The following is a 23,976-nucleotide window of genomic DNA, read 5'->3' as shown; positions in this document are numbered from 1 at the left end:
CCATCGGTGGTTTGGCTTCAATGTAGAAAGGCCCGTGCCGGTTCCGTTTGACGTAGATCATGCAAACGACCAGCGGGTCGGTATCTACTGCGGTCTACAACAACGAGGAGACATGGTCATGACAAGCCCTGCGCAGGTCGCTCGGCGCGGCGCGCGGCTGCGCCTGTCGCCCGATGTCCGCATCCCGCAGATCCTCGACGCCGCGCTGGCGCTGTTCGCCGAGCGCGGCTTCGCCGCCGCGCGCATGGACGACCTCGCGCAGCGCTGCGAGCTCTCCAAGGGCGGGCTGTATGCGCATTTCGCGAGCAAGGACGAGGTGCTCGAAGCCTTGCTGCAGCGCGCGCTGGCCGCCCCGGCGCTGACGCCGCCGCGCGAACCGCTGCCGCTGAGCCCCACGCAGCTGGCCGACTGGCTGATCGAGCAGCTCTACGACCGCTTGCAGGACCCCCAGACCCAGGCCGCGCTGCGCCTGCTGGTCGCCGAGAGCGAGCGCGTGCCGCATCTGGTGGCGCAATGGCATCAGCGGGTGGTCCAGCCCTATGTCGACGCGCTGGGCCGGCTGATGCAACAGACCCTGGCCGCGAGCGGGCGGCGCGACCCGCTGCTGGCGCAGGAGCCGTGGATGGCGCTGTCGCCGGCGCTGCAGGCGCTGCTGATGGAACTGCTGCTGCCGGACCTGCGGCCGCGTCCGCTGGAACGCGCGCGTGCCGCGCACCGCGCGCTGCTGCTGCGCCTGCTGGGCGCCTGAGCGGGCCCGGCGGGCTCAGGCCAGCGCCAGCGTCATGAAGCGGCTGTTCGGGTCTTCGCGGTAGTCGCCAAAGGGCGCGCAGTCGACGAAGCCATGGCGCCGGTAGAGCGCCTGGGCCGGCTCGAAGAAGGCGTGCGTGCCGGTCTCCAGGCTCAGGCGTTGGTAGCCCAGCTGGCGCGCCTGCTCGACGATGTGCGCCAGCAGGCGCCGCGCGATGCCCTGGCCGCGGCTGGCGGCGCCGGTGCGCATGGACTTGAGCTCGGCATGCGTCGCGTCCAGCTGCTTGATCGCGCCGGTGCCCACCAGCGCCACGCCGTCGTCGCCATGGTGCCAGACGGTCCAGAAGCGGATCTCCGGCCGGCGCAGCCGGTCCAGGTCCAGCGCGTGCACGCTCTCCGGCGGCGAGGTCCGGCGCATGTCGGCCAGGTGCTCCTCCAGGAAGGCGGCGATGCGCGGGTCGCTGAGATCGTCCAGGCGGATGCTCAGCACGGGGGTCGGGTCTGACGTGTCCATGGTTCAGAAGAGGAAGTAGCGCTGCGCCATCGGCAGCTCGGTGGCGGGTTCGCAATGCAGCAGCAGGCCGTCGGCGCGCACCGCGTAGGTCTGCGGGTCGACCTCCATGCGCGGCGCGTAGCCGTTGTGCAGCATGTCCTGCTTGCGCACCCCGCGTATGCCCTTCACCGCGACCGCGGTCTTGCGCAGCCCGTAATGCTGCGGCCGGCCCGCGGCCAGCGCGGCCTGCGAGACAAAGCTCAGGCTGGCGCGCGCCAGCGAGCCGCCGAAGCTGCCGAACATGGGCCGGTAGTGCACCGGCTGCGGCGTCGGGATGGAGGCATTGGGATCACCCATCGCGGCGAGCGCGATCACCCCGCCCTTGAGCACCAGCGCCGGCTTGACGCCGAAGAAGGCCGGCTTCCAGATCACCAGGTCGGCCCATTTGCCGACCTCGATGCTGCCCACCTCGTGGCTGATGCCATGCGCGATGGCCGGGTTGATTGCCAGCTTGGCCACGTAGCGCTTGACGCGCGCGTTGTCGTGGCGTTCGCCGTCGCCGGGCAGCGGGCCGCGCTGCTGCTTCATCTTGTGCGCGGTCTGCCAGCAGCGCAGGACCACCTCGCCGACGCGGCCCATGGCCTGCGAGTCGGAGCTGAACATGCTGATCGCGCCCAGGTCGTGCAGGATGTCCTCGGCGGCGATGGTCTCCTTGCGGATGCGGCTCTCGGCAAAGGCCAGGTCCTCGGCGATGGCCGGATCCAGGTGGTGGCACACCATCAGCATGTCCACATGCTCGTCCAGCGTGTTGACCGTGTAGGGCCGGGTCGGGTTGGTGGAGCTGGGCAGCACGTTGGCTTCGCCCACCACCTTCAGGATGTCGGGCGCATGGCCGCCGCCCGCGCCCTCGGTGTGGAAGGTGTGGATGGTGCGGCCCTTGAAGGCGGCCACCGTGTCCTCGACGAAGCCTGATTCGTTCAGCGTGTCGGTGTGGATCGCGACCTGCGTGTCGGTGGCCTCGGCCACGTTCAGGCAGTTGTCGATCGCCGCCGGCGTGGTGCCCCAGTCCTCGTGCAGCTTGAGCCCGATCGCGCCGGCCGCGATCTGCTCGTGCAGCGCCTCGGGCCGGCTGGCGTTGCCCTTGCCGAGAAAGCCTAGGTTCATCGGGAAGGCGTCGGCCGCCTGCAGCATGCGCTCGATGTGCCAGGGGCCGGGCGTGCAGGTGGTGGCGAAGGTGCCGGTGGCCGGGCCGGTGCCGCCACCCAGCATGGTGGTGACGCCGCTGGCCAGCGCCTCCTCGATCTGCTGCGGGCAGATGAAGTGGATGTGCGAATCCACCGCGCCGGCGGTGACGATCAGGCCCTCGCAGGCGATGACCTCGGTGCCCGGACCGATGACGATGTCCACGCCGGGCTGGGTGTCGGGGTTGCCGGCCTTGCCGATCGCGGCGATGCGGTGGCCGATCAGGCCGATGTCGGCCTTGACGATGCCCCAATGGTCCAGGATCAGCGCATTGGTCAGCACCGTGTCCACCGCCCCTTCGGCGCGGGTGCGCTGCGACTGGGCCATGCCGTCGCGTATGGTCTTGCCGCCGCCGAACTTGACTTCCTCGCCATAGCCGCCGGCGCGCAGGGTCAGGTCTTGCTCGACCTCGATGACCAGCGCGGTGTCCGCCAGCCGCAGCCGGTCGCCCACGGTGGGGCCGAACATCTCGGCATAGGCGCGCTTGCCGATCCTGCTCATAGCTTGCCCTGGACGAGGCCGCGAAATCCCCAGACCTCGCGCGCGCCGCCGATGTCCACCAGCTCCACCGTGCGTTGCTGCCCCGGCTCGAAGCGCACCGCCGTGCCGGAGGCGATGTTCAGCCGCATGCCGCGCGCCGCGTCGCGATCGAAGCGCAGCGCCGCATTGGTCTCGGCGAAGTGGTAGTGCGAACCGACCTGGATGGGCCGGTCCGCGCCGTTGACGACAACCAGGCTGAGCGTCCGGCGCCCGGGGTTGAGCACCAGCTCGCCCTCGTCGACCCGCAGTTCGCCGGGCGTCATGCCAGCACCGCCCGCGTCAGCAGCGACAGGCCCAGCAGCGCGACACCGCCACCGGTCAGGCGCGACCAGCGCGGCGCCAGCGCGCGCAGCCACAGGCCCAGCGCCAGCCCCGCGCCATGCAGCAGCGCGGTGGCGGCGACCATGCCCGCGAGCGCCGCGCCCGGCGCCAGCTCGGCGCCATGGGCCAGGCCGTGGGCCAGCGCGAACCCGCCCACCATCGCCGCCGCCACCCCGGCCGCCAGGCGCTGCCGGCTGGCGACCAGCAGGCCCAGCAGCAGCACCGACACGCTGACCAGGGGCTCCACGCCCGCCACCGGCCCCAGCGCCGCGCCCGCCAGCGCGCCGGCCAGCAGCAGCGCGGCAAAGGCCAGCGGCGCCGCCAGCATGCGCGCGCCGCGCTGGGTCAGCGCGCTCCACAGGCCCACGGCGGCCATCGCGGCCAGGTGGTCCAGCCCGGTGAAGGGGTGGGCAAAGCCTTGCGTCCAGCCGTGCGCATGCGCCGTCGCATCGGCATGCGCCAGGGCCAGGCCGGGCACCGCGGCCAGCGCGGCCACGGTGGCCAGGGCCGCCGTGCGTTTCCATCGTGCTTGCGTCATGGGACCTCTCGTCGCTTTCGTCGCTCTATCGCGTGTTCGCGGCCGGCCTCGCGGCCCGCCGCCCTCAGGGAATCGGCTGATGGACGGTGACCAGCTTGGTGCCGTCGGGAAAGGTGGCTTCCACCTGGATGTCGGGGATCATCTCGGCGACGCCGTCCATCACGTCGTCGCGGGTCAGCAGCGCGCGCCCCTCGGCCATCAGCTGCGCGACGCTGCGGCCGTCGCGCGCGCCCTCCATCACCGCGGCGCTGAGGTAGGCCACGGCCTCGGGGTAGTTCAGCTTCAGCCCGCGCGCCTTGCGCCGCTCGGCCAGCAGCGCGGCGGTGAAGATCAGCAGCTTGTCTTTTTCTCGCGGGGTCAGTTCCATGGCGGCGGCGCTCGGGTGGCGGGGTCCCGTCTCATCTAGCAAGCACCATGCCGGCACGGCCCCGCCCCCCGAGACGCAGGCCCCGGTGCCGCAGCGGCAGGCACGGAACCTGCACACGCCGCGGGCGTGACGCCGCACGACGCCCTCCCCGCCTCCGCCGATGCCCCGGTCTCGGCGCCGCAGCATGTGATCAAGCTGCGGCGCGACTACAACGCCTGGGTGGCGAGCGAGACATTGGAGGACTACGCGCTGCGCTACACCCCGCTGCGCTTTCGGCGCTGGTCGACGATGCGGGTGGCGCAGACGGCCTTCGGGGCCGCGTCCTTCCTCGTTCTGGAGGCGGTGGGCGCGACGCTGCTGCTGCAGTACGGCTGGACCAACGCGCTGTGGGCCACGCTGGCCACCGGGCTGGTCATCTTCCTGGCCGGCTTGCCGATCAGCGTCACCGCGGCGCGCCACGGCGTGGACATGGACCTGCTCACCCGCGGCGCGGGCTTCGGCTACATCGGCTCCACGCTGACCTCGCTGATCTACGCCAGCTTCACCTTCATCTTCTTCGCGCTCGAGGCCGCGGTGATGGCCTATGCGCTGGACCTGGCGCTGGACATCCCGCCGCACTGGGGCTATCTGATCTGCGCGCTGGTGGTGATCCCGCTGGTGACGCATGGCATCTCGGCGATCAGCCGGCTGCAGCTGTGGACGCAGGGGCTGTGGCTGGCCCTGCTGGTGCTGCCCTATGCCTGGCTGGGCATGCACCAGCCGCAGGCGTTTTCCGGCATCGTGAACCAAGCTGGGTCACAGACGGGCAGCGCCGGCTTCACACTGCACGGATTTGGTGCCGCGCTGACCGTGGGCGTGGCCCTGATCACGCAGATGGGCGAGCAGGCCGACTACCTGCGCTTCATGCCCCCGGCCCGCCCGGGCCGCCTGGGGCGGGCGCGCTGGTGGGGCGCGGTGCTGCTGGGCGGACCGGGCTGGGTCGTGGTGGGGGTGTTGAAGATGCTGGGCGGCGCGCTGCTGGCCTGGCTGGCGCTGAGCCACATGGTGCCGAGCGAGCGCGCGGTGGACCCCAACCAGATGTACCTGGCGGCCTACGAGACCCTGTTCCCGCGCTACGGCTGGGCGGTCGCGGTGACAGCCTTGTTCGTCGTCGTCTCGCAGCTGAAGATCAACGTCACCAACGCCTATGCCGGCTCGCTGGCCTGGAGCAATTTCTTTTCGCGCCTGACCCACAGCCATCCCGGCCGCGTCGTGTGGGTGGTGTTCAACACCCTGATCGCCTTCCTGCTGATGGAGATGGACGTGTTCCGGGCGCTGGAACATGTGCTGGGCCTGTACGCCAACCTCGCGATCGCCTGGATCATGGCGGTGGTGGCCGACCTGGTGATCAACAAGCCGCTGGGGCTGTCGCCGCCGGGCATCGAGTTCAAGCGCGCCCATCTGTACGACATCAATCCGGTCGGCGTGGGCGCGATGGCGCTGGCCTCGGCGCTGTCCATCGCGGCGCACCTGGGGCTGTTCGGGCCGCTGGCCCAGGCCTTCTCGGCACTGATCGCGATGGCCACCGCGCTGCTCGCCAGCCCGCTGATCGCCTGGGCCACCGGCGGGCGCTACTACCTCGCGCGCCCCGCCGAGGACGCTTCGGGCCCCTATGGACGGCTGCAAAGCCTGCGCTGCGTGGTCTGCGAACGCGAGTACGAAGGCCCGGACATGGCACGCTGCCCCGCCTACCAGGGCCCGATCTGCTCGCTGTGCTGCACACTGGACGCGCGCTGCGCCGACCAGTGCAAGCCGCAGGCCCGGCTGGCCACACAGTGGGCGCGGCTGCTGCGGCGCCTGCTGCCGCGGCGCATGGGGCCCTATCTGGACGCAGGGCTCGCCCACTACCTGCTGCTGATGGCGGTGATCACGCCGCTGCTGGCGGCGGTGTTCGCGCTGCTCCATTACCAGCAACTGCAGCAGCTGCCGCTGCTCGACGCGGCGGCGCAGGCCGCGCTGCGCGAAAGCCTGCATCTGGCGCTGCTCAAGGCCTTCTTCGCGCTGCTGCTGGTGGCCGGCACGGTGGCCTGGTGGCTGGTGCTGGCCCAGCGCAGCCGCGAGGTGGCGCAGGAGGAGTCGCGCCGACAGACCCAGGCGCTGCTGCGCGAGGTCGATTCCCACCGCCGCACCGACCAGGCCCTGCAGGCCGCCCGCGCCCAGGCCGAGCGCGCGCAGGCCGCGGCCGAAAGCGCCAACCAGGCCAAGAGCCGCTACATCGGCGCCATCAGCCACGAGCTGCGCACGCCGCTGAACAGCATCCTGGGCTACGCACAGCTGATGGCCCAGGACCGCGACCTGCCCGCGCCGCGCCGCCAGGCGGTGCAGGTGATCAAGCGCAGCGGCGAACACCTGCTGCAGTTGATCGACGGCACGCTGGACATCGCCCGCATCGAGGCCGGCCGGCTGAGCCTGGAGCCGGCGCCGACGCGCTTCGCCGACATGCTGGCCGAGCTGGCGCAGATGTTCGAGCCCCAGGCCGCGGCCAAGGGCCTGTATTTCCGCTTCGAAGCGCAGGGCCGGCTGCCCGCGTGGGTGCGGGCCGACGACAAGCGCCTGCGCCAGATCCTCATCAACCTGCTGGGCAACGCGCTGAAGTTCACGTCGCACGGCGGCGTCACGCTGCGCGCGCGCCATGCCCGCGAGATGGCCTGGATCGAGGTCGAGGACACCGGCCCCGGCATGGCCCCCGGCGAGCTGGCGCGCGTGTTCGAGCCCTTCGCGCGCGGCGGCGGCCCGAGCCAGGGCGACATCACCGGCGCGGGCCTGGGCCTGACCATCGCGCAGATGCTCACCGTGCTGATGGGCGGCGCGCTGGAGGCCCACAGCACGCCCGGCGAAGGCTCGTGCTTCCGCGTGCGGCTCTTCCTGCCGGCGCTGCCGGCGGACCGGGTGCCGGCCACGCTGCCGACGCCCGCGCGCCAGCGCCACGGCTACACGGGCGCACGCCGCAGCCTGCTGATCGTGGACAACGAAGCCGCCGACCGCGGGCTGCTGCTGGAGTTGCTGGAGCCCCTGGGCTTCCAGGTCCACCAGGCCGCCCAGGGCCCGGACGCGCTGGATCTGATCCAGGCCGGGCTGCGACCGGACGCGGTGCTGATGGACCTGGCCATGCCCGGCATCGACGGTTGGGAGACCTTGCGCCGGCTGCGCGCGACGCTGCAGGGCGCGGGCGAGCGACTGCCGGCGCTGGCGGTGGTCTCGGCCAATGCCTTCGAGCGCGGGCAGGCCAACGATGTCGGCATCGCGGCACAGGACTTCCTGCTCAAGCCGGTCCGCCACGACGCGCTGCTCGACTGGCTGGGCCGGCGCCTGGCGCTGCAATGGCACGAGCCCGCCGCCGACACGGCCGAAACCATCCCGTCCCCCACCGCGACCGCCAGCAGCGGCGCCGCGCCCGACCCCGCCTTGCTGGCCGAGCTGCGCGAGGCGCTGCGGCTGGGCTGGGCGCGCGGCGTGCACCAGCAGCTGGACCGGCTGGCGCGGCTGGATGCCGCGCACGCGCCCTGGTGCGAGCGGCTGCGCGCCATGGCCCGGCAGTTCCAGTTCGACGCCATGCTGCGCGTGCTGGAGCCGCCGCCCGCTTCAACACCCTGATGAGCCGATGCGCGACAGCCTCCCCTCCCCACCCGACATGCCGCCGCCGGCGGGCGCGCAGCGCCTGGACCCCCACGGCGAGCGCGTGCTGGTCGTCGATGACGTGCCGGACAACCTCGCGCTGCTGCACGACGCGCTGGACGAGGCCGGCTACACCGTGCTGGCCGCCACCAGCGGCGAAGCCGCGCTGGCGCGCGCCGTGCAGGCACGCCCGGACATCGTGCTGCTGGACGCCGTCATGCCGGGGCTGGACGGCTTCGAGGTCGCGCGCCGGCTCAAGGCCGACCCGGCCACCGCGCACATCCCTATCATCTTCATGACCGGGCTGACCGAGACCGAGCACCTGGTCGCCGCACTGGAAGCCGGCGGGGTGGACTACGTCACCAAGCCCGTCGCGCCGCGCGAGGTGCTGGCGCGCATGCAGGTGCACCTGCGCAGCGCGCGAGAGCGGCGCCAGGCGCGCCAGGCCCTGGACGCCTTCGGCTACGCCAGCATCGCGCTGCGCGCCAGCACCGGCCGGCTGCTGTGGCAGACGCCACTGGCGCGCGAGTTGCTGCGCGACTACTTCGGCAGCGAAGGCCCGATGGCGCCGCCCGCGCTGCTGGACTGGCTGCGCCAGCAGACCGGCGCGCTGTCCGCGGGCGCTGCCGAAGCCCCGCGCTGGGGGGTGGAACGCCGGACCGCCCACGGCGTCGAACGGCTGAGCTTCGCGCTGCACCAGCGCATCGGCGCCGACGGCGAACCCGAGGAGCAGGACTGGCTGATCGTGATGCGCCAGCACTCCGACCATGCGGTGATCGCCTCGCTCTCGCTGAGCTTCGGCCTGACCGCGCGCGAGGCCGAGGTGCTGTACTGGGTGATCCAGGGCAAGATCAACCGCGACATCGCCGACATCCTCGGCGCCAGCCCGGCCACGGTGAAGAAGCACCTGGAACGCATCCACGCCAAGCTGGGCGTCGAGACCCGCACCGCCGCCGCCGCGATGGCGCTGCAGCGGGTGCGGGATTTGCATCCGGGATGGGCCGGCTGAGGCCGGCGCGCCACGGGCCGGCGCGGCGTACGCCATCCGCCGTATGGCCCGGCCGTGGGGGGCTGCCTAGCATGGCTCATCCCTTTCCTACCGTCCTCAAGGAGTCGCGCCATGTCTTTGTTCTCCCCCCGCCGCCACACCCTGAAAACCCTGGCCGCCGCGAGCGCGCTGGCCGGCCTCGGGCTCGGCGCCTTGCCCGCCCTCGCCGCGGACACCATCAAGGTGGGCGTGCTGCACAGCCTGTCCGGCACCATGGCCATTTCGGAAACCGTGCTCAAGGACACGGTGCTGATGGCGATTGACGAGATCAACGCCAAGGGCGGCGTGCTGGGCAAGAAGCTGGAGCCGGTGGTCGTGGACCCGGCCTCCAACTGGCCGCTGTTCGCCGAGAAGACCCGCCAGCTGCTCACGCAGGACAAGGTCGCGGTCATCTTCGGCTGCTGGACCTCGGTGTCGCGCAAGTCGGTGCTGCCGGTGGTCGAGGAGCTCAACGGCCTGCTCTTCTATCCGGTGCAGTATGAAGGCGAGGAACTGAGCAAGAACGTCTTCTACACCGGCGCCGCGCCCAACCAGCAGGCCATTCCCGCGGTGGACTACCTCATGAGCAAGGACGGCGGCGGCGCAAAGCGCTGGGTGCTGCTGGGCACCGACTATGTTTACCCGCGCACCACGAACAAGATCCTGCGCGCCTACCTGAAGAGCAAGGGCGTGAAGGACAGCGACATCGACGAGAAGTACACCCCCTTCGGCCACAGCGACTACCAGACCATCGTCGCCGACATCAAGAAGTTCTCCGCCGGCGGCAAGACCGCGGTGGTCTCCACCATCAACGGCGACTCCAACGTGCCCTTCTACAAGGAGCTGGGCAACGCGGGCCTGAAGGCCAAAGACGTGCCGGTGGTCGCCTTCTCGGTCGGCGAGGAAGAACTGCGCGGCGTGGACACCAAGCCGCTGGTGGGCCACCTGGCGGCCTGGAACTATTTCATGTCGATCAAGAACCCCACCAACGACGCCTTCATCAAGAAGTGGTCGGCCTACGCCAAGGCCAAGAACATCGCCGGCCACAAGGACAAGCCGCTGACCAACGACCCGATGGAGGCCACCTACATCGGCATCAACATGTGGAAGCAGGCGGTCGAGAAGGCCAAGAGCACCGACGTGGACAAGGTCATCGCCGCGATGTCCGGCCAGACCTTCACCGCGCCCTCGGGCATCACCTCCAAGATGGACGAGAAGAACCACCACCTGCACAAGTCGGTGTTCATCGGCGAGATCAAGGCCGACGGCCAGTTCAACGTGGTCTGGAAGACCCCGGCCCCGGTGAAGGCCAAGCCCTGGAGCCCCTACATCGCGGGCAACGAAGGCAAGCCGGACGAGCCCGCGAAGAAGTGACCATGTTGCGCACGCTCGCACTGGCCGCCTTGTGGATCGCGGCGCTGGCCCCGGCGGCGATGGCCCTGACCCCGGCCCAGGCCCTGCGGCTGGCGCAGGGCGAGACGGACGAGCGCATCGCGGCGCTGAACCAGCTCAGCGCCGCGGCCGCGGCGGCCGCGCCCGGCACCCCGCCGGACGCGCGTCTGGCCACGGTGCTCCAGGCCCTGGGCGAGGACCGGCTGAAGCGGGCCGGAGATCGCGTACTGCTGCAGCGCGCCGATGGCCAGCTGGAAGACGCCGTCACCGGCGCGCCCTTGGCGTCGCCTCCCGAGGCGCTGGAGGACGTGATGGTCAACAACCGGCTGCGCGGCGAGATCGACGCCGCGCTGGGCAGCCTGCGCCTGGCCAGCCCGGTGGCCGCCGAGCGCCTGGCCGCCGCGCAGGCCCTGTTCAAGGACATGGACGCCGACGCCGCGCCGCAGCGCCTGCCGCTGCTGGAGGCCGCGCTGCAGCGCGAACAGGACGCCGCCGTGCGCGAGGCGCTGGCCCTGGCCCGCGCCGCCGCGCTGGCCGCCAGCCCCGTGCCGGCGCAGCGCATGGACGCCGCCAGGGCCCTGGGCCAGGCCCGCAGCGCCGATGCGCTGCGCCTGCTGAACGAGCGCCTGGGGGCGGAGGCCGACCCCGAAGTCCGGCGCGCGCTGCAGCGCTCGCTGCGCGAGGTGCAGGCCAGCCGCGCCTGGGGCGAGCGCATCGCCGCGCTGTTCAGCGGCATCAGCCTGGGCAGCATCCTGCTGCTGGTGGCCCTGGGCCTGGCGATCACCTACGGCCTGATGGGCGTGATCAACATGGCCCATGGCGAGCTGATGATGATCGGCGCCTATGCCACCTACCTGGTGCAGCTGGGGGTTCGTCGCTGGCTGCCCGAGGCCTGGTTCGACGCCTATCTGCTGCTGGCCGTGCCCGCGGCCTTCCTGGCCGCGGCGGCGGTGGGCGCGGCGCTGGAGCGCAGCGTGCTGCGCTGGCTCTACGGCCGCCCGCTGGAGACGTTGCTGGCCACCTGGGGCCTGAGCCTGATCCTGATGCAGGCGGTGCGCAGCCTGTTCGGGGCGCAGAACGTCGCGGTGGAAAGCCCGGCGTGGATGGGCGGCAGCCTGGCGCTGCTGCCGGGGCTGGCGCTGCCGGTCAACCGCGTCGTGATCATCGCCTTCGCGCTGGCGGTGCTGGCCGGCATGACCCTGGTGATCGGCCGCACGCGGCTGGGCCTGTTCGTGCGCGCGGTGACGCAGAACCGCCGCATGGCCGCCTGCACCGGCGTGCACACCGCGCGGGTGGACACCTACGCCTTCGCTCTGGGGTCGGGTCTTGCCGGCCTGGCCGGCTGCGCGCTGAGCCAGGTGGGCAACGTCGGCCCCGACCTCGGGCAGAGCTACGTCGTCGACGCCTTCATGGTCGTCGTGCTCGGCGGCGTGGGCCAGCTGGCCGGCACGGTGCTGGCCGCGCTGGGCCTGGGCCTGGCGAACAAGGCGCTGGAAGGCGTGGTCGGCGCGGTGCTGGCCAAGATCGCCGTGCTGCTGTTCATCATCGTGTTCATCCAGAAGCGTCCGCAGGGGCTCTTCGCCGTGAAGGGAAGGCAGGCATGAGCTCCGCTGTGTCACTGTCGCTGCCCCGGCCGACGGCACTGCTCGGCCGCGCCGGCTGGCTGGGCGTGGGCCTGGCCCTGCTGCTGGCCTGCGGGGTGGTGCCCGCACTGAACCTGTTCGTCCCCGAGGGGCATGCGCTGCACCTGGACGCCTACTGGGTGAGCCTGCTGGGCAAGTTCTGCTGCTACGCGATCTGCGCGCTGGCGATGGACCTGATCTGGGGCTATGCCGGCATCCTGTCGCTGGGCCACGGGCTGTACTTCGCGCTGGGCGGCTATGTGATGGGCATGTACCTGATGCGCCAGATCGGCACCGAAGGCCAGTACCAGAGCACGCTGCCGGACTTCATGGTCTTCCTAGACTGGAAGGCCCTGCCCTGGCACTGGGCGCTGAGCGATTCCTTTGCCGCCACGCTGCTGCTGGTGCTGCTGGTGCCGGGCGGGGTGGCGCTGGTGTTCGGCTTCTTCGCCTTCCGCTCGCGCATCCAGGGCGTGTACTTTTCCATCATCATGCAGGCGATGACCTATGCGGCGATGCTGCTCTTCTTCCGCAACGAAACCGGCTTCGGCGGCAACAACGGCTTCACCGATTTCAAGCGCATCCTCGGCCACGGCATCACCACGCCGGGCACGCGGGTGGGGCTGTTCGTGCTGTCGGCGCTGGCGCTGATCGGCAGCGCGCTGCTGCTGCGCTGGCTGACGCGGGCCAAGTTCGGCCGCGTGCTGGGCGCGATCCGCGACGCCGAGTCGCGGCTGATGTTCTGCGGCTACTCGCCGCTGCCCTACAAGCTGGCGGCCTGGGTGCTTTCGGCGCTGCTGTGCGCGCTGGCGGGAGCGCTGTATGTGCCGCAGGTCGGCATCATCAACCCCAGCGAGATGAGCGTGGCCAACTCGATCGAGATCGCCGTGTGGGCCGCGGTGGGCGGGCGCGGCACCCTGCTCGGGCCGATTCTGGGCGCCTTCGCCGTCAATGGCGCCAAGAGCTGGCTGACCCAAGTGGCGCCGGAGTTCTGGCTCTATCTGCTGGGCGCCCTGTTCGTCGCGGTGACGCTGTTCATGCCGGGCGGGCTGATCGGCCTGGCGCGGCAATGGCGCGAGCACCGCGCGGCCCGGACCGCCGCGATGCCCGAAGCGTCCGACGAGACCGCGAGGAGCGCGCCATGAACCCCGATCTGATGGAGCAAGGCCGGGAGCGCCTGAGCGCGCACCAGGACGCGCAGAACCCCAGCCCGGCCGCCGGCGGCGCCGGCTATGGCCGGCGCATCGAGCCCGGGCAGCTGGACCTGACCCACGGGCGCATCCTGTACCTGGACGAGGTCAGCGTCAGCTTCGACGGCTTTCGCGCGATCCACAAGCTCTCGCTGGACATCGCGCCGGGCGAGCTGCGCTGCATCATCGGACCCAACGGCGCGGGCAAGACCACGATGATGGACATCATCACCGGCAAGACCCGGCCCGACCAGGGCACGGTGTTCTTCGGCGGCACCATCGACCTGCTGCGCCACAGCGAGGCCGAAATCGCGCAGCTGGGCATAGGCCGCAAGTTCCAGCGGCCCACGGTCTTCGAGGCGATGAGCGTCTACGAGAACCTGGAGCTGGCGCTGCAGGGCTCGCGGGCGCTGAGCGCGTCGCTGTGGGGCCGGCTCAGCGGCGCGCAGAAGGACCGGCTGGCCGAGGTGCTGGCGCTGATCCGGCTCGCGGATGCGATGGAGCGCCCCGCCGGGCTACTCAGCCATGGGCAGAAGCAGTGGCTGGAAATCGGCATGCTGCTGGTGCAGGACCCCAAGCTGCTGCTGCTGGACGAGCCGGTGGCCGGCATGACCGACCCTGAAACCGAGCGCACCGCCGAGCTCTTCCTCGCGCTCAAGGGCCGCCACTCGATGATCGTCGTCGAACATGACATGGGCTTCATCGAGCGCATCGCCGAGAAGGTCACCGTGCTCGCCGAAGGCGCGGTGCTGGCCGAGGGCACGCTGGCCCAGGTGCAGGCCGACGAACGCGTGATCGAGGTCTACCTCGGTCGCTGAACCCCCAGGATTCACCATGCTGGAAGCCCGGAACATCCATCAGTACTACGGCGGCTCGCACATCCTGCGCGATGTGTCCGTCAGCGCCCGGCCCGGCCGCGTGACCGTGCTGCTGGGGCGCAATGGCGTGGGCAAGACCACGCTGCTCAAGAGCCTGATGGGCGTGGTGCCCATCCGCAGCGGCGAGCTGCGGCTGCAGGGCCGCGACATCACCCGTGCCGCGCCCTACGAGCGCGCGCGCGCCGGCATCGGCTATGTGCCGCAGGGGCGCGAGATCTTCGCCCGGCTGACGGTGGAAGAGAACCTGCGCATGGGCCTGGCCGGCCAGCCCGGCCGCAGGCCCATCCCGGCGCATCTGTACGAGCTCTTCCCGGTGCTGCAGCAGATGCTGTCGCGCCGCGGCGGCGATCTCTCCGGCGGCCAACAACAGCAGCTGGCCATTGCCCGCGCGCTGGCGGCCTCGCCCTCGGTGCTGGTGCTGGACGAGCCGACCGAAGGCATCCAGCCCAGCATCATCAAGGACATCGGGCGCGTGATCCGCCAGCTGGCCGACCAGGGGCTGGACGGCCACCCGGTCGCGGTGCTGCTGTGCGAGCAGTACTACGACTTCGCGGCCGAGCTGGCCGACGAATTCCTGGTGCTGGAACGCGGCAGTGTCATCGCCCGCGGCGACCGCGCGCAGATGCGCCAGCCCGAGATCCGCGACCTCGTGGCGATCTGAACCCGCCCGGTCGCGCCGCCCTTACAGCGACCACAGCCTGGGCTCCTGCCCCTTCAGATCCCACAGCAGCTCGCGCCACAGCGCCCAGCAGTCACGCAACAACCGCTGCGCGGGTTCGACCACCGGCGCCAGCACGCGCAGCACCAGCACCGAGTCCTGCGCGCAGGTGGCGCCGGCGCTGGCCCGCAGCGGATCGGCCTCGATGCGCTCGCGCACGCGCTCCAACGCGCGCTCGCGGCGCTCGGGCGACAAGACGCCGCCGGCCGCGAACACCAGGGTGCCCAGGCAGCGGTGGCCGGCCAGCCCCAGCGCGCCATCCTTCAGCAGCGCATCGCCGCCGTCCAGGGCACCGCGCTCCAGCCACAGGCCGGGAATCTCCAGATGCTGGGTGAAGCAGCCGGCGTCGAAGGCCTGGCCGGCGCCGGGCAGACCGAAGGCGGTGAGGTCCCAGCTCAGCAGCTCGGCCCCGGGGGCGAGATGGAAGCGGGCCTCGTTGCGGGCCTGGCAGCCAGGATAGGCGATGGCCTCCAGCGGCAGCCACTCCAGCCGGCTGCCCGGCGCCAGCCGGGCCTCCACGCGCTGGCAGGCCAGCGGCCCTTCGCTGCGATAGAAGCGCGTCGCGCCGGGCGTGGTGAGCAGCGCATGGGCGCCGGGCTGCAGCGCCACTTGGATGTCCAGCACATCGCCCCCGACCAGCCCGCTGGGCGGATGGACCATCACGCTGTGGCAGACCGCGTCGCCCTCGGGATAGAGGCTGCGCAACAAGCGCAGCGGCCCCTCGTGCCGGTGCTGCACCACGGTGCGGCCGCGTTCCAGCCGGTACTCGGCCTGCAGCCGGGCCAGCCAGCGCTGGCCGGCCGCGCCGGGTGGCCCGCTTCCGTCGACGGGCCCGGGTGTCTGGGGCAAGCCGGCGCCTGCCGGAGCGAAAGGAAAAGTGTCGGCCATGGACAGGCATGCTAATGGCTGCGCGGCCCGGCACAATGCGGCCCACACACTTGGACGAATGCCGACCCCGATGGACGCCGCGCAAGCCCTGGACTTCCCCGAACGCAGCCACTGGGACTGCCTCATCGTCGGCACCGGCGTGGGCGGCTCGCTGCTGGGCTGGTCGCTGGCGCGCGCGGGGCTGCGCGTGCTCTTCGTCGAAAAGGGCCAGAACCACCTGACGGCCAGCGACGCGCTGCGCGGCGGCTACGCCGAGCTGGCGCTGGACACGCCGCGCGTGCCCGGCGCCGGGGATGCCGCGCTGCTGCGCCGCGCGGGCCGGCTGGCCGAGCCGCTGGACATCCAGACGCCGCGCGGCCTGCGCCGCAGCCTGCCCTTCATCGGCAGCGGCGCGGGCGGCTCCAGCGCGCTGTACGGCATGGCGCTGGAGCGCTTCTTCCCCTGCGACTTCCAGCCGCGCGCCAAGCACGCGGGCCTGGACCTGCCGCTGCCCGAACGCTGGCCCTTCGACTACGCCGAGCTGCTGCCCTTCTACGAGGAGGCCGAGGCGCTGTTCGGGCTGCGCGGCAGCCCCGACCCGCTGCGCCCGGACCCGGTGGCGCTGGCCGAGCCGCCGGGGCTGAGCCCAGCGTCCATGGAGCTGGCACGCCACTTCTCCAGCCGCGGGCTGCACCCGTATCACATCCCGCTGGGCTGCCGCTTCGAACCGGGCTGCCGCGGCTGCCAGGGTTATCTGTGCGCGCGCGACTGCAAGCGCGACGCCGCCACCGTGGCGCTGGCGCCCGCGCTGGCCCGTCATGGCGCGCAGTTGCTGGACCGCTGCGAGGTGACGCGGCTGGAAACCGACGGACGGCGCGTCAGCGCGGTGCATGCGCGCCGCAATGGGCAAGACCTGACCCTGCATGCCGACTTGGTCGTGCTCGCCGCCGGCGCGCTGGCCACGCCGGCGCTGCTGCTGGCCTCGGCCGACGCGCGCTGGCCGCGCGGCCTGGCCAACGGCAGCGACGCGGTCGGGCGCCATCTGATGCGCCATGGCACCGATCTCTACGCGATACGCACCAAGGCGGCACCGCAGGGGCTGCTCAAGCAGATCGCGTTCAACGACTGGTACGAGCCCGGCAACGGCAACGAGATGCCGCTGGGCACGGTGCAGTCCTTCGGCCAGCTGCCGCCGGCGAGCATGCTGGGCGCGTCGCTGCTGGACGACCTGGCCGCCGGCCCCTTCGCGCTGGCCACGCCGCTGGTGCGCGCCGCGCTGCCGCTGGTCCGCCCGGTGCTGCGCGAGCTGGCCGAGCGGCGTGTCGTGATGGCCAGCATCTGCGAGGACCTGCCGCTGGCCGGCAACCGCCTGCGCCTGCACGACGGCCGGCCGGTGCTGGAGTACACGCTGCATGCGCAGGACCAGAAGCGCGTCGCGCTGATGCGCCAGGCCATGCGCGAGCTGCTGACGCCGTTCCGAACGCAGTTCATCGCGGCCGCGGAGAACCCGGCGATGCTGGCCCATGTCTGCGGCACCTGCCGCGCCGGCAGCAATCCGGACGACAGCGTGGTCGACGCCGACAACCGCTGCCACGAGCTGGACAACCTCTACATCGTCGACGCGTCCTTCTTCCCCAGCAGCGGCGGCACCAATCCCTCGCTGACCATCGCCGCCAACGCCTTGCGCGTCGCGCAGCGCATCCAGGCGCGCCCGCGCTGAGGGCCGGGCGGGCGCGGCGGGTTCAGCCGGCGGGCTGGGTCCAGAGTTCCTCGAGCCGGCTGAAGCCCCATTCGGCCGGGTCCTCGCGGCCGGTGATGCGGTCATGGGCGTCGGCCGCCGCGAGATCCAGCACCTCGGTCGGGATGGGCAGCTGCGACTTGGTGGAGAAGAACACGCGCACGATGGGCGCGGTCAGCGCGGTGGCGTTCTGCTCGACCACCACGCCCAGCCGGCCGGACTGCAGCCGCACCAGCGTGCCCACCGGATAGATGCCGACGCAGCGGATGAAGGCCTGGAACACCTCGGGGTCGAAGTGGCCCTTCCACTGCGCCATGCGCGCCAGCGAGCCGGCCGGGTCCCAGGCGGTCTTGTAGGGCCGGTTGGACGTGATCGCGTCGTAGACGTCGCAGACCGCCCCCATGCGCGCCAGCAGGCTGATCTGCGTGCCGGCGAGGCGGCGCGGATAGCCGGTGCCATCCATCTTCTCGTGGTGGTGCAAACAGACGTCCAGCGCCGCATGCGGCACCGCGCCGCCTTCGCGCAACAGCTCGAAGCCGCGCACCGGGTGCGACTTCATCACCATGTACTCGTCGTCGGTCAGCGCGCCGGGCTTGTTCAGCACCTCCAGCGGCATGGCCATCTTGCCCACGTCGTGCAGCAGCCCGGCCAGCCCGGCCTCGCGGCTCTGCGCGTCGCTGAAGCCCATCTGGCGGCCCAGCGAAACCATCAGCGCGCACACCGCGACGGAGTGCATGTAGGTGTAGTCGTCCTTGGTCTTCAGCCGCGCCAGGCTGATCAGCGCGGACGGATTGCGCGTGACCGAATCGGCGATCTCCTCCACCAGCGGGATGCACTGTTCGGTCTGCACCGCGCGGCCCAGCCGCGCCTCGCCGAACAGCGAGGTGACCACGGTGCGCGCGCGGTTCATCACCTGCGCGGCGCGCTCCAGCTCCGAGGCCATCTCGACGCGCGCCGGCGCGGCGGCGGGTTCCGTGGCCTGTGGCGCCGCGGGCTCGGCCGGCAGGCTCGTGGCGGAGGCCGGCTCCGGCGCGGCAGCGGGCGCCGCCGCGGCTGTGGCGGGCGCAGCATCCCCGCCGACATCCGCCCCGCGCGCACTGTCGATCCAGCATGCGGTGGCGCCACAGGACTGCAGCTTGCGCAGGTCCTCGGGGTCGGTCAGCAGGAAGCGCGCCTTCCAGAACGGGTGAGACAGCCAGGACCCTTCCACGGACTGCAGGAACATCCCCAGCCGCAGCTCTTGCATCGCGATCTTCTTGAGCATGGCAACAAATTCTGGAACTGGCGCCAGTATCGCGCCCCGCTCCCCGCCTGCTCAATGGCCTGCTGCCAACAAAAAGCCGCCCCGGAGGGCGGCTTATGGAATCTTCACGGCCCGCGCCTGCGGCGCATCAACGCGTGCGGCTCTGCGGCACCGTACGGACTTCGCCGGGCAGCGAGGCCAGGTAGGCCGCCAGCGTCTTCAGTTCGGCATGGCTGAACTGCTTGACCTGGGCCGCCATGATGGCGTTGCCGCGGCCGACCACGGGATTACCCTCGGTCTGGTAGGACTTCAGCGCCGCATACAGGTAGTCGGCATGCTGGCCGGCCAGCTTGGGGTAGCTGCCGTCGATGGGCTTGCTGAAGTTGGCGCCGTGGCAGGACACGCAGGCGCCCTTCTCCAGCAGCTTGGCCACCGCCTCGGGCGCGGCCGGCAGGCTCTCGGGCGCGCTGACCTTGGCCTGCTGCTCGTAATAGGCGGCGACCTCGGCGATGTCCTTGTCGCTCAGGGTTTGCGCGATGCCGCGCATGGTCGGGTGCTTGCGCTCGCCCTTGGCATAGGCGGTCAGCGCCGCCGCGATGTATTTGGAGTTCTGGCCCGCGATCATCGGGACCTTGTGCACTTCGGGGAAACTGGACTGGTAGCCGGGGATGCCGTGGCAGCCGATGCACATGGCAACCTTGGCTTGGATGTTGGCCTCCTGGGCGTTGACGGTGCCGGAAGCGGCCAGAGCCAATGCGAGCGAAATTTTGAGTATCGTCTTCATGGTCCCGATGTGATCACAGTGGTCGGATGTGGCCGGCGATTATAGGGGCCGCTTATATACTGAACCGAGACTCGCTGTCTTTGATACAACACATGAAATTCCTAGGTTCCGAGCACTACGTTGCCACCCCGGATCTGATGCTGGCGGTCAACGCCGCGATCACGCTGCAGCGCCCGCTGCTGATCAAGGGCGAGCCGGGCACCGGCAAGACCATGCTGGCCGAAGAGGTGGCCCGCGCACTGAACCTGCCGCTGCTGCAGTGGCATGTGAAGAGCACCACCAAGGCGCAGCAGGGGCTGTACGAATACGACGCGGTGAGCCGGCTGCGCGACAGCCAGCTCGCCGGCGCCGGCGACGAGCGGGTCAAGGACATCCGCAACTACATCGTCAAGGGCCAGCTGTGGCAGGCCTTCTCGGCCGAGCAGCCGGTGGCGCTGCTGATCGACGAGATCGACAAGGCCGACATCGAGTTCCCCAACGACCTGCTGCGCGAACTCGACCGCATGGAGTTCTATGTGTACGAGACCCGCGAATGGGTGCGCGCCAAGCACCGGCCGCTGGTCTTCATCACCTCCAACAACGAGAAGGAGCTGCCCGACGCCTTCCTGCGTCGCTGCTTCTTCCACTTCATCAAGTTCCCCGAGCCGGACACCATGCAGGCCATCGTGGACGTGCACTTCCCCGGCCTGAAGAAGGAGCTGCTCGCCGCGGCGCTGAAGACCTTCTACGAGGTGCGCAAGCTGCCCGGCCTGAAGAAGAAGCCCAGCACCTCGGAGCTGATCGACTGGCTCAAGCTGCTGCTGGCCGAGGACATTCCGCTGGAGACGCTGCAGTCGCAGGACGAGAAGATCGCCATCCCGCCGCTGGTGGGCGCGCTGCTGAAGAACGAGCAGGACCTGACCCTGTTCGAAAAGCTGGTGATGATGCAGAGCCGCAACCGCTGAGCGCGACGCGATGGCCTTCGACACCCGTGCCGCATTGCGAGAGGGGCTGGCCGACGCGCTGGGCTTCGTGCTTGGCGGGCTGGCCGGCTGGCAGCTGTCGCGCTGGCTGGGCGTGGACGTCCTCGCCACGCCGGGCTTCTCGGGCCCCCACCTGCTGGGCCTGCTGCTGATCCTGGCCGGCATGGGCGGCTGCCGCTGGCTGATGCGCCGGCTTCTGTTGCCGCGCAAGACCTGACCCCATGGCGGCACGGGCCGCCCCGTGGCCGGCGCCCCATGGCGCCACGCCAAGTCCCTGACAAAGGAAACCGATGAGCAAGAACAGCCGGACCCTGGACGTCCAGACCCTGTGGCAGCTGGAGCGCGTGGGCGCGCCCAGCCTCTCGCCGGACGGCGCCCAGGCCGTGGTCGCGCTGACGCGCCACGACATGGACAAGAACAGCTCGGCCAGCTCGCTGTGGCTGCTGTCCACGCTGGGCGGCGAGCCACGCGTGCTGACCCAGGCCGGCAGCCCCGAGGCCAAGGACAGCCAGCCGCAATGGAGCCCGCGCGGCGACCTGATCGCCTTCGTCGCGCGGCGCGAGCAGCAGGGCGAAAAGGACGAGGCGCCGCAGCTCTACGTCATCCCGCCCGACGGCGGCGAGGCGCGCCGCGTCAGCCGCATCGCTACCGGCGTCGAGGCCTTCAAGTGGTTCCCGGACGGCAAGCGCATCGCCTTCGTCTCCTGGGTCTGGCCGCAGCTCAAGGGCGCGGCCGCGCAGGCGCGCGCGCTGAAGGCGCACAAGGAACGCAAGGAAAGCGCCTACACCACCGAGGAAAGCGTCTACCGCTTCTGGGACCACCACATCCCCATGGGCCGCGTGCCGCACCTGCACGTCATCGACGTGGACAGCGGGCGCACGCGCGACCTGTTCGAAGGCACGGACTACGAGCTGAACCGCGCCGAGCCCGACGCCCACACCTTCGCCATCTCGCCGGACGGCCGCCGCATCGCGTTCGCGTTCGATCCGGCCCCGGTGAAAAAGCTGGACGCGCGCCACGCGCTGGCCGAGATCGAACTGCGCGGCGGCACGGTGCGCACGCTGCTGCAGGACAAGGACTGGGACTTCGCCGCGCCGGCCTACAGCCATGCCGGCCAGCACCTGGCCTTCCTGGCCAGCCACCAGGCGCTGCGCCACACCATGCCCCAGCAGCTGGCCGTGCTGGACACGCACGGCCACTGGGCGGTGCTGTCCGAGCACTGGGACCGCGAGGTCGCCGCCCCGCTGCGCTGGGACGAGGACGACCTGGGCGTTATCTTCTGCGCCGAGGACCAGGGCCGGCGCCACCTGTGGCGCTTCGACGTCAAGACCTGCGAGCCCTTCGTGCTCTTCAACGGCGGCACCACCACCGGCTTCGCGCTGGAAGCCGGCACCCTGGTCGTGCAGCACGACAGCCTGCAGCATCCGTCGCGCATCAGCGTCGTCGAGCAGGAGGGCGACGAGGCGCGCGCGCGGCGCATCGAGCGCTTCAACGACGCGCTGCTGACGCCGCTGCGCCTGGGCGCGCACGAGGAGGTCTGGTTCAAGGGCGCGCAGGGCGAGCAGGTGCAGATGTGGCTGGTCTACCCGCCCGGCTTCGACGCGCGCAAGAAGTACCCGGTGATGCACGTGATCCACGGCGGCCCGCACACCGCCTTCGGCGATGGCTGGCACTGGCGCTGGAACCACCAGGCCTTCGCCGCGCAGGGCTATGTGGTGGCCTGCGTCAACTACCACGGCTCGTCCAGCTTCGGCCATGGCTTCCTGGACACCATCACGCACCGCTGGGGCGAGCTGGAGCTGCAGGACGTGGAGGCGGCCACCGACTGGCTGCTGAAGAAGCCCTGGAGCGACCGCCAGCGCCTGTTCGCCACCGGCGGCAGCTACGGCGGCTACATGGTGGCGTGGATGAACGGCCACCTGAAGCCCGGGCGCTACCAGGCCTATGTCTGCCATGCCGGCTGCTACGACTGGCAGTCCATGTTCGCGGCCGATGCCTTCGACTGGTTCCCCAAGGAGCTGGGCGCGCACTACTGGGACGAGCCGCAGCGCGTCGCCGCGCAGAGCCCGCACGGCTTCGCCCGCCACATGCGCACGCCCACGCTGGTGATCCACGGCCAGCTGGACTACCGCGTGCCCGACGCCCAGGGCCTGATGTACTACAACACGCTCAAGGCCCAGGGCGTGCCGGCGCGCCTGGTCTGGTTCCCGGATGAGAACCACTGGGTGCTCAAGCCGCGCAACAGCCAGCTCTGGTACCGCGAGTTCTTCGACTGGCTGGCGCGCCACGACCCGGGCCGGCGCGCGGCACGCAAGCCGCGGAGCGCGCGGGCCTAGTCCGACGCGCTCCAGTCCACGTCGCCGCACAGCACGCGCAACCGCCCCGCGGACCAGTAGGCGACCGACAGCGTCACGCACAGCCGCGAGCCGTGCAGGCTCAAATAGGGCCGCGTGACCTGCAGCTCGCCGACGGCCTCGATGGCGCGGCGGAAGTAGGGGCGGCGCGCCCAGCGTGCGTCGCCGGCGCGCTCGATGGGCGCGAAGCGCGGGTCGGGCTCGGCGCTGCGCAGCGTGACGCGCTCGCCCAGCTCGCGGCCCTGTTCGTCGAGCAGGTAGCAGACCTGGCTGCCCTGCAACGCCAGAAAGGCCTGGCAGGCCAGGGCCAAGGGCTGGCCTTCCTGCAGCGGCTGCAACGCCAGCGCCAGCGCGGTGCGGAAAGGCCCCAGCCGCTCGGCGGCGCCGCGCCGGCGCGATTGCAGCCGCTCGTCGAACAGCGACCAGATGTCCTCGATCTCCGCGCTGACCCCGCCGCGCAGCAGCTCGGCGCCGGGGCGGCCGAAGGCATAGCCCTGCACCAGGTCCACGTCGGCGTCCAGCGCCACATGGGCCTCGTCGCGGGTCTCCACGCCCTCCAGCAGCACCATGGCCCCGCACTCGTGCAGCAGCGCCACCATCTGCGCCAGCACGCGCGCCATGGAGTTGGATTCCAGCGCGCGCAGCAGCAGGCTGCGGTCCAGCTTGACGATCTCCGGCCGCATGCGCCAGATGCGGTCGAAGTTGGAATGGCCGACACCGAAATCGTCCAGCGCCAGCAGACAGCCGGTGGCGCGCGCCGCCTTCACCGCGGACTCGAAGTCCTGCTCCTGCGCCATCACGTCCTCGGTCACCTCGAAGACCAGCCGGTGCAGCGGCATGCCCAGCTGCTCCATCGCCTCCACCGCGCCGGCCAGCATCAGGGGCTGGGCCGCGGCGCGCACGAAGACCGCCGGGTGGATGTTCAGGAAGAGCCAGCAGTCGTCCTGCCGCTGGGCGAGGAAGTTGCGGACGTGCAGCAGCCGGCACAGCCGGTCCAGCATCAGCTGCTGCTCGGCGCCGCGCGCGGATTCGAAGGCGCGGATCGGTGATACCGCCCCGCCCTGCCCGTCGTGCACCCGCACCAGGGCCTCGAAACCCACCGGCCGGCGGTGCGGAAAGCTGTAGATGGGTTGGAAATGGGTGGACAGCTCCAGGCCCTGGAACGCCGCGAACCAGCGCCCCTCGCGTTGCGCGAGGGCCCCATGCAGGGCCTGCAAGGTCAGATCCACGTCGCCCTGGTCCATACCACCCCCTCTCGGTCGAACGTAAGCAAATGCACGCCGTGGATAATGAACCGCC

The 23,976-nt window shown here is 71.1% G+C and carries 21 protein-coding genes; 12 read left to right on the top strand and 9 right to left on the bottom strand.

What is annotated here, in order from left to right; translation table 11 throughout:
• Nucleotides 1-118 precede the first annotated feature (118 nt).
• A complete protein-coding gene (locus LZ017_RS10360; RefSeq protein WP_241396747.1) occupies nt 119-748 on the top strand; it encodes a TetR/AcrR family transcriptional regulator in 630 nt (209 codons plus the stop codon).
• A 15-nt stretch (nt 749-763) separates the two neighbouring features.
• Here the strand turns inward: LZ017_RS10360 and LZ017_RS10355 are convergent, their stop codons facing one another.
• The 5 genes from LZ017_RS10355 to LZ017_RS10335 all read right to left on the bottom strand — a co-directional run bounded on the left by LZ017_RS10355 (nt 764) and on the right by LZ017_RS10335 (nt 4,248).
• Nucleotides 764-1,261 (bottom strand): GNAT family N-acetyltransferase, encoded by a 498-nt coding sequence (locus LZ017_RS10355; protein ID WP_241396746.1) that lies wholly within the window; start codon nt 1,259-1,261, stop codon nt 764-766.
• Nucleotides 1,262-1,264: 3 nt separating this feature from the next.
• On the bottom strand, nt 1,265-2,983 hold the full coding sequence (gene ureC / locus LZ017_RS10350) for an urease subunit alpha (RefSeq protein ID WP_241396745.1): 1,719 nt from the start codon (nt 2,981-2,983) through the stop codon (nt 1,265-1,267).
• Nucleotides 2,980-3,285 carry an urease subunit beta gene (locus tag LZ017_RS10345; RefSeq protein WP_241396744.1) on the bottom strand — a complete coding sequence of 102 codons (306 nt, stop codon included), beginning with the start codon at nt 3,283-3,285 and terminating at the stop codon, nt 2,980-2,982. The genes ureC and LZ017_RS10345 overlap by 4 nt, the downstream gene beginning before the upstream one ends.
• Nucleotides 3,282-3,881 carry a HupE/UreJ family protein gene (locus LZ017_RS10340; RefSeq protein WP_241396743.1) on the bottom strand — a complete coding sequence of 200 codons (600 nt, stop codon included), beginning with the start codon at nt 3,879-3,881 and terminating at the stop codon, nt 3,282-3,284. Before LZ017_RS10340 ends, LZ017_RS10345 begins: the two co-directional genes overlap by 4 nt.
• Nucleotides 3,882-3,945: 64 nt before the next feature.
• Nucleotides 3,946-4,248 carry an urease subunit gamma gene (locus LZ017_RS10335; protein ID WP_241396742.1) on the bottom strand — a complete coding sequence of 101 codons (303 nt, stop codon included), beginning with the start codon at nt 4,246-4,248 and terminating at the stop codon, nt 3,946-3,948.
• Nucleotides 4,249-4,374: 126 nt separating this feature from the next.
• Between LZ017_RS10335 and LZ017_RS10330 the strand changes: the two genes are divergently transcribed.
• The 7 genes from LZ017_RS10330 to urtE all read left to right on the top strand — a co-directional run bounded on the left by LZ017_RS10330 (nt 4,375) and on the right by urtE (nt 14,672).
• A complete protein-coding gene (locus tag LZ017_RS10330; RefSeq protein WP_241396741.1) occupies nt 4,375-7,881 on the top strand; it encodes an ATP-binding protein in 3,507 nt (1,168 codons plus the stop codon).
• 37 nt (nt 7,882-7,918) lie between these two features.
• Nucleotides 7,919-8,911, top strand: coding sequence for a response regulator (locus LZ017_RS10325; protein ID WP_241396932.1), 993 nt, complete (start codon nt 7,919-7,921; stop codon nt 8,909-8,911).
• A gap of 111 nt (nt 8,912-9,022) precedes the next feature.
• Nucleotides 9,023-10,303, top strand: coding sequence for an urea ABC transporter substrate-binding protein (urtA, locus tag LZ017_RS10320; RefSeq protein WP_241396740.1), 1,281 nt, complete (start codon nt 9,023-9,025; stop codon nt 10,301-10,303).
• A 2-nt stretch (nt 10,304-10,305) separates the two neighbouring features.
• Entirely contained in the window at nt 10,306-11,925 is a 1,620-nt protein-coding gene (gene urtB, locus LZ017_RS10315; RefSeq protein WP_241396739.1) for an urea ABC transporter permease subunit UrtB, read from the top strand.
• Nucleotides 11,922-13,088, top strand: a complete 1,167-nt coding sequence (gene urtC / locus LZ017_RS10310) for an urea ABC transporter permease subunit UrtC (RefSeq protein ID WP_241396738.1) — start codon at nt 11,922-11,924, stop codon at nt 13,086-13,088. Before urtB ends, urtC begins: the two co-directional genes overlap by 4 nt.
• Nucleotides 13,085-13,951, top strand: coding sequence for an urea ABC transporter ATP-binding protein UrtD (urtD, locus tag LZ017_RS10305; protein ID WP_241396737.1), 867 nt, complete (start codon nt 13,085-13,087; stop codon nt 13,949-13,951). Before urtC ends, urtD begins: the two co-directional genes overlap by 4 nt.
• A gap of 16 nt (nt 13,952-13,967) precedes the next feature.
• Nucleotides 13,968-14,672, top strand: coding sequence for an urea ABC transporter ATP-binding subunit UrtE (gene urtE, locus LZ017_RS10300; RefSeq protein WP_241396736.1), 705 nt, complete (start codon nt 13,968-13,970; stop codon nt 14,670-14,672).
• 21 nt (nt 14,673-14,693) lie between these two features.
• Here urtE and LZ017_RS10295 read toward each other — a convergent pair whose 3' ends face one another.
• Nucleotides 14,694-15,578 (bottom strand): urease accessory protein UreD, encoded by an 885-nt coding sequence (locus LZ017_RS10295; RefSeq protein ID WP_241396735.1) that lies wholly within the window; start codon nt 15,576-15,578, stop codon nt 14,694-14,696.
• Between the two features lie 109 nt (nt 15,579-15,687).
• On the opposite strand from LZ017_RS10295, the gene LZ017_RS10290 reads away from it, so the two are divergent.
• Nucleotides 15,688-17,316 carry an FAD-dependent oxidoreductase gene (locus tag LZ017_RS10290; protein ID WP_241396734.1) on the top strand — a complete coding sequence of 543 codons (1,629 nt, stop codon included), beginning with the start codon at nt 15,688-15,690 and terminating at the stop codon, nt 17,314-17,316.
• Nucleotides 17,317-17,338: 22 nt separating this feature from the next.
• Here LZ017_RS10290 and LZ017_RS10285 read toward each other — a convergent pair whose 3' ends face one another.
• Together LZ017_RS10285 and LZ017_RS10280 are read right to left on the bottom strand one after the other, a co-directional pair.
• Nucleotides 17,339-18,598: an HD-GYP domain-containing protein gene (locus LZ017_RS10285; protein ID WP_241396733.1), complete on the bottom strand. Its 1,260-nt coding sequence runs from the start codon at nt 18,596-18,598 to the stop codon at nt 17,339-17,341.
• Between the two features lie 127 nt (nt 18,599-18,725).
• Nucleotides 18,726-19,361, bottom strand: a complete 636-nt coding sequence (locus tag LZ017_RS10280; protein ID WP_241396732.1) for a cytochrome c — start codon at nt 19,359-19,361, stop codon at nt 18,726-18,728.
• Between the two features lie 92 nt (nt 19,362-19,453).
• Between LZ017_RS10280 and LZ017_RS10275 the strand changes: the two genes are divergently transcribed.
• The 3 genes from LZ017_RS10275 (at nt 19,454) to LZ017_RS10265 (ending at nt 22,659) form a co-directional block, all read left to right on the top strand.
• Nucleotides 19,454-20,305 carry a MoxR family ATPase gene (locus LZ017_RS10275; RefSeq protein ID WP_241396731.1) on the top strand — a complete coding sequence of 284 codons (852 nt, stop codon included), beginning with the start codon at nt 19,454-19,456 and terminating at the stop codon, nt 20,303-20,305.
• Nucleotides 20,306-20,315: 10 nt separating this feature from the next.
• Nucleotides 20,316-20,540, top strand: a complete 225-nt coding sequence (locus tag LZ017_RS10270; protein ID WP_241396730.1) for a hypothetical protein — start codon at nt 20,316-20,318, stop codon at nt 20,538-20,540.
• A gap of 73 nt (nt 20,541-20,613) precedes the next feature.
• Nucleotides 20,614-22,659, top strand: a complete 2,046-nt coding sequence (locus tag LZ017_RS10265) for a S9 family peptidase (protein WP_241396729.1) — start codon at nt 20,614-20,616, stop codon at nt 22,657-22,659.
• Here the strand turns inward: LZ017_RS10265 and LZ017_RS10260 are convergent.
• Nucleotides 22,656-23,921: an EAL domain-containing protein gene (locus LZ017_RS10260; protein ID WP_241396728.1), complete on the bottom strand. Its 1,266-nt coding sequence runs from the start codon at nt 23,919-23,921 to the stop codon at nt 22,656-22,658. The genes LZ017_RS10265 and LZ017_RS10260 overlap by 4 nt on opposite strands.
• Nucleotides 23,922-23,976 lie beyond the last annotated feature (55 nt).

It is taken from the genome of Pelomonas sp. CA6 (assembly GCF_022549225.1).
Classification (GTDB): Bacteria; Pseudomonadota; Gammaproteobacteria; order Burkholderiales; family Burkholderiaceae_C; genus Roseateles.
This window is presented reverse-complemented; position numbering and strand designations above follow the sequence as displayed.

Bases quoted from the DNA above. Each gene is read 5' to 3' on its own strand.
- LZ017_RS10360 (WP_241396747.1), top strand. From the start codon at position 119: ATGACAAGCCCTGCGCAGGTCGCTCGGCGCGGCGCGCGGCTGCGCCTG.
- LZ017_RS10355 (WP_241396746.1), bottom strand. From the start codon at position 1,261: ATGGACACGTCAGACCCGACCCCCGTGCTGAGCATCCGCCTGGACGAT.
- ureC (WP_241396745.1), bottom strand. From the start codon at position 2,983: ATGAGCAGGATCGGCAAGCGCGCCTATGCCGAGATGTTCGGCCCCACC.
- LZ017_RS10345 (WP_241396744.1), bottom strand. From the start codon at position 3,285: ATGACGCCCGGCGAACTGCGGGTCGACGAGGGCGAGCTGGTGCTCAAC.
- LZ017_RS10340 (WP_241396743.1), bottom strand. From the start codon at position 3,881: ATGACGCAAGCACGATGGAAACGCACGGCGGCCCTGGCCACCGTGGCC.
- LZ017_RS10335 (WP_241396742.1), bottom strand. From the start codon at position 4,248: ATGGAACTGACCCCGCGAGAAAAAGACAAGCTGCTGATCTTCACCGCC.
- LZ017_RS10325 (WP_241396932.1), top strand. From the start codon at position 7,919: ATGCCGCCGCCGGCGGGCGCGCAGCGCCTGGACCCCCACGGCGAGCGC.
- urtA (WP_241396740.1), top strand. From the start codon at position 9,023: ATGTCTTTGTTCTCCCCCCGCCGCCACACCCTGAAAACCCTGGCCGCC.
- urtB (WP_241396739.1), top strand. From the start codon at position 10,306: ATGTTGCGCACGCTCGCACTGGCCGCCTTGTGGATCGCGGCGCTGGCC.
- urtC (WP_241396738.1), top strand. From the start codon at position 11,922: ATGAGCTCCGCTGTGTCACTGTCGCTGCCCCGGCCGACGGCACTGCTC.
- urtD (WP_241396737.1), top strand. From the start codon at position 13,085: ATGAACCCCGATCTGATGGAGCAAGGCCGGGAGCGCCTGAGCGCGCAC.
- urtE (WP_241396736.1), top strand. From the start codon at position 13,968: ATGCTGGAAGCCCGGAACATCCATCAGTACTACGGCGGCTCGCACATC.
- LZ017_RS10290 (WP_241396734.1), top strand. From the start codon at position 15,688: ATGGACGCCGCGCAAGCCCTGGACTTCCCCGAACGCAGCCACTGGGAC.
- LZ017_RS10285 (WP_241396733.1), bottom strand. From the start codon at position 18,598: ATGCTCAAGAAGATCGCGATGCAAGAGCTGCGGCTGGGGATGTTCCTG.
- LZ017_RS10280 (WP_241396732.1), bottom strand. From the start codon at position 19,361: ATGAAGACGATACTCAAAATTTCGCTCGCATTGGCTCTGGCCGCTTCC.
- LZ017_RS10275 (WP_241396731.1), top strand. From the start codon at position 19,454: ATGAAATTCCTAGGTTCCGAGCACTACGTTGCCACCCCGGATCTGATG.
- LZ017_RS10270 (WP_241396730.1), top strand. From the start codon at position 20,316: ATGGCCTTCGACACCCGTGCCGCATTGCGAGAGGGGCTGGCCGACGCG.
- LZ017_RS10265 (WP_241396729.1), top strand. From the start codon at position 20,614: ATGAGCAAGAACAGCCGGACCCTGGACGTCCAGACCCTGTGGCAGCTG.
- LZ017_RS10260 (WP_241396728.1), bottom strand. From the start codon at position 23,921: ATGGACCAGGGCGACGTGGATCTGACCTTGCAGGCCCTGCATGGGGCC.